Annotated in this window: 7 protein-coding genes; 5 read left to right on the top strand and 2 right to left on the bottom strand. The window is 58.3% G+C overall.

Going from position 1 to position 8,929, the window contains the following annotated elements:
* Nucleotides 1-82: 82 nt before the first annotated feature.
* Entirely contained in the window at nt 83-859 is a 777-nt protein-coding gene (locus IFT71_RS19515) for a cation:proton antiporter (RefSeq protein ID WP_342212703.1), read from the top strand.
* A 215-nt stretch (nt 860-1,074) separates the two neighbouring features.
* Entirely contained in the window at nt 1,075-2,868 is a 1,794-nt protein-coding gene (locus tag IFT71_RS19510) for a PAS domain S-box protein (RefSeq protein WP_192143062.1), read from the top strand.
* A gap of 12 nt (nt 2,869-2,880) precedes the next feature.
* Here the strand turns inward: IFT71_RS19510 and IFT71_RS19505 are convergent, their stop codons facing one another.
* On the bottom strand, nt 2,881-3,231 hold the full coding sequence (locus tag IFT71_RS19505) for a response regulator (protein WP_192143060.1): 351 nt from the start codon (nt 3,229-3,231) through the stop codon (nt 2,881-2,883).
* An 807-nt stretch (nt 3,232-4,038) separates the two neighbouring features.
* On the opposite strand from IFT71_RS19505, the gene IFT71_RS21260 reads away from it, so the two are divergent.
* Entirely contained in the window at nt 4,039-4,386 is a 348-nt protein-coding gene (locus IFT71_RS21260) for a hypothetical protein (RefSeq protein WP_206757470.1), read from the top strand.
* A 263-nt stretch (nt 4,387-4,649) separates the two neighbouring features.
* On the opposite strand, the gene IFT71_RS19500 is transcribed toward IFT71_RS21260, so the two are convergent.
* Nucleotides 4,650-5,831: an NF038122 family metalloprotease gene (locus IFT71_RS19500; protein ID WP_192143058.1), complete on the bottom strand. Its 1,182-nt coding sequence runs from the start codon at nt 5,829-5,831 to the stop codon at nt 4,650-4,652.
* A gap of 238 nt (nt 5,832-6,069) precedes the next feature.
* Between IFT71_RS19500 and IFT71_RS19495 the strand changes: the two genes are divergently transcribed.
* Together IFT71_RS19495 and IFT71_RS19490 are read left to right on the top strand one after the other, a co-directional pair.
* Nucleotides 6,070-7,563 carry a tetratricopeptide repeat-containing sulfotransferase family protein gene (locus IFT71_RS19495; RefSeq protein ID WP_192143056.1) on the top strand — a complete coding sequence of 498 codons (1,494 nt, stop codon included), beginning with the start codon at nt 6,070-6,072 and terminating at the stop codon, nt 7,561-7,563.
* Between the two features lie 326 nt (nt 7,564-7,889).
* On the top strand, nt 7,890-8,480 hold the full coding sequence (locus IFT71_RS19490) for a DsbA family protein (protein ID WP_334010961.1): 591 nt from the start codon (nt 7,890-7,892) through the stop codon (nt 8,478-8,480).
* Nucleotides 8,481-8,929: the final 449 nt, after the last annotated feature.

Below are 8,929 nucleotides of genomic sequence, written 5' to 3'. Positions count from 1 at the left end.
GTCTTCTTCTCTGCCTTCGCGCTCGCGGCCACCGTCATCTTCTGGCTATGACCAATGAGTCCTGACCCTAGGTCGTGCGGAGGTGTCGCCGACGCTGAAGGCGACGGTGGCTGGCGAGAGCCTATTCAACGATGGTGTCGGCGTCGTTGTCTTTGCCATCCTTCTTGAGGCGGCGCTGGGCACCGAGCCGCTTTCGGTTGGCCATGGTGCGGCGCTGTTCCTTCAGGAGGCAGGCGGAGGCGTGCTTCTGGGATTGGCGGCAGGCTGGATCGGCTACCGGGCGATGCGGTCGATTGACGAATATAATGTCGAGGTCATGATATCGCTGGCGGTGGTCATGGGGGGCTATGCGCTTGCCGCGCAGCTCCACATCAGCGGTCCAGTCGCCATGGCCGTCGCCGGGCTCCTGATCGGCAACAAGGGCGTTGCCGATGCGATGAGCGACATCACGCGCGATTACCTGCTTAAGTTCTGGGCGTTGATCGACGACATCCTCAACGCGGTCCTATTCCTGCTGATCGGGCTTGAGGTCGTGACCATTGCATGGGATCCGCGACTGATCGCGCTCGGTGTCGCGGCTGTGCCGCTCGTACTGCTAGCCCGCGGGATAGCGGTCGTCGCCCCGCTGGCGGTCCTGCGACCGATCCTGTCGCTCGGACGGCTCGCGCCGTTGACGCTGATCTGGGGCGGCCTACGTGGGGGAATCTCAGTTGCTTTGGCCCTAGGCTTGCCAGACGGCCCGGCAAGATCGATTGCGCTGGCTGCCACCTACATAGTCGTGCTGTTCTCGGTGATCGTGCAAGGCGGCACGGTTGAGCGCGTTCTCGATCACGCCAAAGCCCGCGTCCCAAATAGCTGATGCTGGAGTTGCGCCCAGGGAGATTACCCTCTCCAAAGCAGTGGAGACAGCCGCTACGGTAGCATCGCAGCGTCGCGCATCCCCCGATCCTGAACTCCGCTCAGTTTAACCTCGAGGCGCCAGCCAACGACGATCGCCGAACAGGAGCTAGAGCTAATCCTCAGGATCATGTTATCGCAGGGCTATCTATCTCTTCCGCTAGGATAATTGCCTCCGTGCCTCAATCTGCCAGCCAGACAAAACCCACGGATGCTGTGTCCTGGAGCGGTCTCAATTTAGAGGGAGGGCAATTTGACGATGTAGTGCGACTTGCGGCACAAATTTGTGGCGCCCCCGTCGCGTTGGTAAGTGTCATTGAGGCGGGTCAGCAGCTTCCGAAAGCGAGCATCGGCATCACTGCCAGCACCGCACCGCTGAGCGAAGTGATCTGCCAACACACGATCAACGAGCGTGATCTCCTCGTCATTCCTGATCTCAGCGCTGACCTCCGCACGGCGACTCATCCTCTAGTCACCGCTGATCCTACGCTGCGCTTCTATGCCGGCGTGTTTCTGGCCGGTACCGATGATAAGCCGTTAGGCACGTTGTGCATCATGGACCGTGAGCCACGCCCGGGCGGACTCACGGACAATCAAGCAGGAGCGCTGGCAGCGCTGGGTCGCCAGGTTGTCACACTGCTCAACCTGCAGCGTGAGCGTTCGCGGTTCGAAGCCGTGTTCAACAGCGCGGTCGATTACGCAGTCATTGTCATGGATCGGGATGGCAGGATCACTGATTGGAACGAGGGGGCACATCAAATCCTTGGCTGGACGCCCGAGGAGATTTGCGGCCGAGACCTCGATGCCTTCTTCACGCCAGAAGACCGGGCGGCAGGCATCTCTGACAAGGAGATGGAAGGAGCCAGAACCGTTGGCCGCGGGATCGACGAGCGTTGGCACCTTCGCAAGAACGGTGAGCGCTTCTGGGCCAGTGGCGAGATGATGCCGCTGCGAGGGCCGGACGGCGAACTGCAGGGTTATGTGAAGATGCTACGCGATCGCACGGAAGTAAGGCTCGCTGATGAGCGACTGGAAATGGCGCTTACCGCCTCCGGTGTTGTCGGCCTGTGGGACTGGGTCGTCGATACGGACCTGCTGCACGGCGACGCCCACTTCGCGCGCCTGTATGGCCTGGACAAAGCGCAGACCAAAGCTGGTCTGACCATGGAGGAATATCAAACCTATGTAGTCGAGGAGGATGTAGCGCCTCTGCGCGCCAGGATACGACAGGTGTTCGATACTGGTGGCGACTTCCTGGTCGAGTACCGGCTTGCCATTCCCGGCGAGCGGTTACGCTGGGTCGAGTGCAAAGGCCGCATGATCTACAATCAGCAGGGTCAACCGGTTCGCTTTTCTGGCACATCGGTCGACGTCACCGATCGTAAGGATCACGATGAACAGCGTCAGCTGCTGATGCATGAACTGTCGCACCGAGTGAAGAACACCTTTGCGATGGTGCAATCCGTCGCTTTCCAGACGTTGCGTGGAACCGACCAAAAAGTTTCGACGGCCCTGCAAAACAGGCTGGCAGCACTGAGCCGTGCGCATGAGGTACTGATCCAGACCAGCTGGTCCTCGACATCGCTCAGCGAGCTTATGGAGCGTGTGCTGAGGCTTGAGGCGGAAGGGGGCCGCTCTCTGCTTATTGGCCCTGACTTGATCGTCGGATCGCGGGCAGCGCTTTCGCTATCGTTGCTGCTGCACGAGCTGGCGACGAACGCGGTAAAGTATGGATCGCTGTCGGTACCAGACGGCCTTGTCCGGATCGAATGGTGGGTCGAAGAAGAGACGTTCTGCCTGAGATGGAAAGAGGAGGGCGGGCCACCCGCGCGTGCCTCTACCGCAACGGGTTTCGGATCACGGTTGATAGCTATGGGTATCGCAGGTGCTCGGCAAGCCAAGCTGGACTACACCAACGAGGGACTTACGGCAGTCTTCCACTGCCCCCGCATCTCTCTGGAACAGGACTGACGCCTGTAAGCCTTAACAGCGGTCGGCTGCGATGATTGCTGCAACACGCTCGGGCTGAACCGGTTTTTCAAAGATCGCGGACGCATAGTCACAGTCTACGCAATCGTCCGCTGTGGCAGAGATGAAAATCACCGGGATCTCACCCATGGTTGAGCGAATGGCGGCGACAGCGTCAGGTCCGCGCTCGCCGTGCATGAGGTTGACGTCAGACAGGATCATGTCAGGGGCGTGGCTCCGTGCCGCGTCAAGAGCACCTTTGATCGTATCGACAATGGTGGACGAGGTCGCGCCGGCCATCTCGGCCAGAGCTGCCACATAGTCCGCAATCAACGGCTCGTCCTCGATTACCAGCACATGAAACATCAACGCTTACCTTCCAGAGGCACCAATGCCTGGGGGAAGCGATAAGACCCGTCATTTCTGCATTCTCAGCGACGCTGCGACGGCTGGCAAGAGAATGCTAAGTTCGCATTTTGCGGAACTTACTAGATTCATCCTTGAGTATCGCCTGTTAAGCGCTGGGTGAACGGGAACGGCCCGGCCATTTTTCAGGGCCTACTGCCCGCCGAGCGCTGTAAAACGCCACACAATATTTGCCAATCAGGATTAGAAACGGCGGTTTGCGGCGATCAGCGGCTGCCGTCTGGAAACACCTGTTTGTCGCACAGTCGTGATCACGAGTGGGTTTTCCGCACATTTGACCAATGAATGGCGTGTAGAAAATCGTGAACAGCGCGGTCGGCGTCAGCGATTTCCAATCTCGCGCGGTTCGAGAGCCAAATAAGCCCGAAAGTGCTCTTTGAGCGCCTTGAGGCGGCGAGAGACGGCCAGTTTGATTTTCACATCAATGATAGCCACACTGACGTGGACGTGATGGTGGTCACCTTTTCGTTGAAATCATTAGTTAAATATTGAATAACTTTGATGGCTGAAATTTCTCACCCGATTGCTCTCGCGCATGCGCAGGGCTTGCAGGCAAGAAAATCCGTATAGGCAACACCCTTGAAATGCCCATGGCCGATACACGAGTACGACGCATGGTTGGCAAGTTTTTCGGGATTCGCCATTGGAGCTTTAGCCAATCGACCAATATATATTTGCTTACGCTAACGGACATTTGCCACTTCTGGCGTGCCGGATGAACCAGCTGCCGGAAATGGAGTTCCAGAAATGACTTTAAAATCCCTCAATCTTTTGGGCTCCCCAGCTCTGGTCGCGGTCGCTGCGATGGGGTTTCCAGCCAGCGCCAGCGCCCAGACTGTTAACGACGAAATCCGCTGTGTGATGGTAAGCAATGCCCTGGTCGCCGGATCGAAGAACCCTCGAGGGCGCCAGATCGGGGCGTCGGTGGGTGCCTATTTTATGGGGCGGCTTGACTTCCGTCCGCCAGCCCAAGTCAAAGCCGCTCTTGTCCGGCAGAACCGACGAATCCCGGGCAAAGAAGCAGAGGCTGTAATGAACGCCTGCGCCGTTCGTGCCACCAAGGCCGAGGCGCGATTGAGGTCGCTTGCGAAATGACCTGTTAAAACCTGGCGGGACCGCGTCGTCCCGCTTAACGGCCCACCCCGCTGTTATAGTGCGAACTCGCCCGGGGGCTGATCGTTAGCCTCGTTAGCCTGCCGGGAAAACTTTGGCGGATCGTTCTTTATGTCCGATCACGAAGCTCGGCCTGCGCCCCTGTTCTTTTTGCAGGTCAGATAGCCAATACATGCCATCGAGGACACGACGGCCGAATTTGAGCGGCGCACAACGGCATGTCGATGTGCGTCGCTCGGTTGCGATTACGATGCAGTTTTGAATTGAGTACGCACCGCGATTTTGCGCGCTCGTCGCCGCATTGCCCCGCCGGCAAACCCGAACCCAAAGATCATCATCGACCACGTCGACGGCTCGGGGACACTAGGCGCAAACTGGCTGTAGATCGCCGCCGTCGACACCGACCCGTAGGCCAAGGCGTCCTTGCTCAGATTCCAGCCCATTGCGTCGTACGCCGCCAGATCAAGGCCGGTAACTTCGCCTGTTTGGCCATAACAGAAAGTCGGATCCATAATTCCGTTGCCCACGCTACAGGCTTCTGCGTCTTCCCAGTGAGACGCCTGTTGCCCGTCACCATTGTAACGACCCGTCGAAAACGTGTTGTCGAAGAGCGCGCTATTGCCGCCATTGATCGAGAAATACTTCATCCCCCCGACCGAGAGATCAAGTGACGGAGCCGACCCCAACAGGATGTCGGTTGGATCGGCGCTGTACCGGAACATGTCCAGAGCGCTGTAAATCGACGTATCGTTCAGGCTGTAACCCAAAGCACCCGACCCTGGGCCGTCGCCGATCCCGTAGACGTCAAGTAAGTCAACCCCCGAGACAAAGCCCAACGCATGACCGATCTCATGAATGGCCACCCCGATAAAGTCGAAGGTGTTTGCTGATATGCCGTCGGTTGGATTGAAGTCGAAACCAAAATCGCTGCTGAACGTCACGTTACCGTCGCGGGTCGTCGATGACAAACCGGTATCGCCGCCAATCGCCTTGATGACCGACGTATTCAGATACAATGTCCGGCTGCTTGTTGTCGCCCCATTGTTGTACGCCAGTTTGCTCAAGTCATCGTTGGTCACACCGTCGACCGTCGTCGTACCGTTAGTGATGAAGCTCGCTGCGCCGTTGGTCAACGTCGGAAGCACGATGTTCTGATCGATATACGATCCGCTCTTTGTCGAATTGACCCCCGCTTCCCAGTTCGCGATCGAATAATCTGCTCGCGTGCTGCCGGTCGATCCGATGATGCCGGGTCCAAGCGCGGAAAAGCCGACCCCCAGATTGATGACGGCTGTATTGGTGAACATCGACCCCCAATAGGAAGCCGCAATCTGGAAGCCCATTTCCGATTTGGAACCAGTTACGCCGCCCAGATCGATGAGGTTAATCGTGGCAGCGCCTGCAGGAGCAGAGATCAGGGCAATCATCGCCGCGCCGTACCCGAGAAGACTTTTAGCCCGCATATTTACACCCCAAAAATATGTCCGAAGCGTCGTGCGCGGCGCTTATGATTAACAGCATGTTAACTCAATCCTGTTGGCCGGCGGTGGCTTTGTCAACGCCCAAAACCAGGTTTGCACCGTTGGGTCAGTTGTGTGATTTAAATGCATCGGCCATGCACAGAAGGGCGTGGTTTCGGCGCCATGAGAGGATAGACCAGCGACAATGCCCGCAACCATAAACTTGAAGTTGACGGCGAGGCTGGCGCAATTGAAAGCAGCGCTGAGCCGTCGTGATCGCGTAGCGACGAATCGCGCCGTGGTAACACTGCTTGATGAGCAAGCCCCAATTGGCGAGCATTGGAAGACAATTTCGCATCTAATGCAGGTCAGTGGCGAGTATACGCTGGCACTTCGCGCAATCGATGCATTTATCGCTTCAGCCGCCAACCCGGCTATGGCGCGGTATTCAAAGGTCGTGCTTCTGACACAGGCCCACCGGCAGCAGGATGCGCATGATCTATTGATCCAGCTTCCCGAAAATGTACCTGACCGCGCAGGCCATGCCTATGTTCTGGGCAACATTGCGCTGACGCTGGGGCATTCCGACGCCGCGCGCGGGCATCTTCTCAATGCGCTGGAACATCGCCCCGGGTGGGGACCCGCCTGGCTCTCGCTCGCCAGCACGGGAAATCTTGCAGGGGATAGGATGGCCGAACAAATGCTCGCCGAAGCTGCTGCCGCTGAACGCCAGGGTCCCGCCGACCTGGCCCGATATTGCTACGCACGTGGTAAGCTGCATGCCGACCGCAAGGATCCGGCAGCCGCGTTCTCGGCCTATTTGCGAGGTGCCGCGTTGCTGAAATCAGAGACACCGTATAGTCGTGACGCCAACGCCGCCAATGCACTTTCCGCGATGACGGGCTTCGATGCGGAATTCTTCAAGCGAATGCAAACGCATGCGACCGCCGATACCGACCGCCCGATTTTCGTCACGGGCCTGCCTCGGTCGGGGACAACGCTTGTTGAACATATACTTGCAAGCCACAGTCAGGTGCACGACGGCGGAGAACTTAACGTCATCCAGCATGTAGCCGTCACTGCCGGTGGCGTATCAGGCCACGCCATTGATCAATATCTCGCCGGGGGCGGCACGCTTATCGCGCTCGGCGACCTGTACCTGCATCTGCTGACGGAGCGCGCCGGATCTGCCGGACGGATCGTTGACAAAACCATCGATGCCAGTCGCTACCTAGGCCTAATCGCGACGATCTTCCCCAACGTCCCGCTCATCTGGATGCAGCGCGATCCACTGGATAACGCGTGGTCCTGCTTCCGTACCTTCTTCATTCACGGAGTCGGGTGGAGTTTCGATCTCGACGACATTGCGCACCATTTTGAACTCGAGGCAAAACTGATGGCCTTCTGGAAGCGACGGCTTGGTGACCGACTGTTGATCGTTCCCTTTGCCGACATGGTGGGGAAACCGGCACTCTGGACGTCGAACATTATTTCGCATTGCGGACTTGGCGACGAAGATGCGGTGCATACGCCACATCTCACCAAGCGCCGCGTCAGTACCGCCAGCGGACTTCAGGTGCGTCGTCCTATAAATACGGATGGACTTGGCGTGGCCGAACCCTATCGCTCATTTTTGCGCCCTTTCACTGATGCGATCGCGAATTGTACCGGACCCATTGATGCAAGAGGCTCGATCTGAATCAGGCTATGTAAGGAGGCCGTAGATGAGCGACGTGTACTCGCCGACGCACAAGCAAGGCCGGCCCCGGCAAAATATTGCGGCTAAACATCTCCCACTGCCGCCCGAGCCAATTTGCGATTAGCTGGCCGAATGCCGGCCCAAGGCTCATTCGGCTCATGCAACGGGACACGACCGCTGCTCATCGGCGCGCAAGTGGTAGCCGGGGCCATCGATCTGCCGACTTTACGCCGTCTAGTCGCAGCGGCTTTCAGCAAGCCTCGGACGAGCTGAATATGCCAGAGCCACTTAATCGGAGGCAGGCGGTAGGGCTTGGGGCTGTCGTCGTGGCTGGCTGGGCAGTCGGGCAGGTGCTGCGTCGCACGGCTCCAATCGGTCGGGATGTTGGAGCGACCGCCGACCTGATCCTGACCAGTGGAAATTCACCCGAGCAAGGTCCAGCCGATGCGACGCTCCGGCTTGCCGTTTTCACCGATTACCGCTGCCCCGCCTGCCGTCATGCCTTCCACGCTTTGGAAGAGGCGGTGGAACGCGATAGCAAGGTTAGGGTCATCTATAAGGACTGGCCGATCTTCGGTCCACCGTCCGAACGTGCTGCGAGCATCGCGCTCGCCTGTGCCGAACAGGAAATCTATCCGGCCATTCATCGCCAACTGATGACCGACAGTCGTATAATCGACGACGACATGCTGCGAGACGCCGTTACCAGTGCTGGAGGGGACTGGCAGCGCGCGACGAAGTGGCTTGCTTTACATGCAGAAGTCGTCGCCGCGCGCTTGCGTGCAAACGGCCAAGAGGCCTATTCGATCGGTCTGACCGGCACCCCGGGCTATCTTGCCGGACGTATGCTGGCGATGGGAGCGATCGAGACAAGTGACTTTAAACGGCTGTTTGCGCGGGCGCGAGCGGATGGCTGATGATCCGGGAAGATGCAAACATGATCGAACGCCCTGTCGGAAGAAACACGTAAGTCGTAACATGCAGGATCGGCGATCGCGTCTTGAGACGATCAAGAGGCTGTCGTCGGAGGATATCCTTCTGTCGTGCACGAGTCAGTGACGACAGGTCGACCTTCTCAGATACGCTCCTGACCCAAGTATTTATGTCCGACATTTTGAGTGACGTAGATCCTTCCGCGACGAAAACGGTTGCCCGGATTTATGACGCGGGGTGTGCAACATGCTCGCCTAGCGGACGTTAATGGCCGTGTCTAAAGTGCACGGCGAACCAGGGAACGGCGCATGGAAGTAAACACCGAGGGCGAAGACACGGGCTCAGAACGACGTGAAATACACTTCCTTGCGGCCCTATTGGACGAGTTGATGCGAAAGATGCTCGCAGCCGGCGCTCTGACGCAAGCCGACTT

Origin of the sequence: Sphingomonas sp. CFBP 13733, assembly GCF_014841795.1 — a bacterium.
Taxonomy (GTDB): Bacteria; Pseudomonadota; Alphaproteobacteria; order Sphingomonadales; family Sphingomonadaceae; genus Sphingomonas; species Sphingomonas aerolata.
The sequence above is the reverse complement of the archived record's forward strand: the minus strand, read 5'-3'. Positions and strand labels throughout refer to the sequence as shown.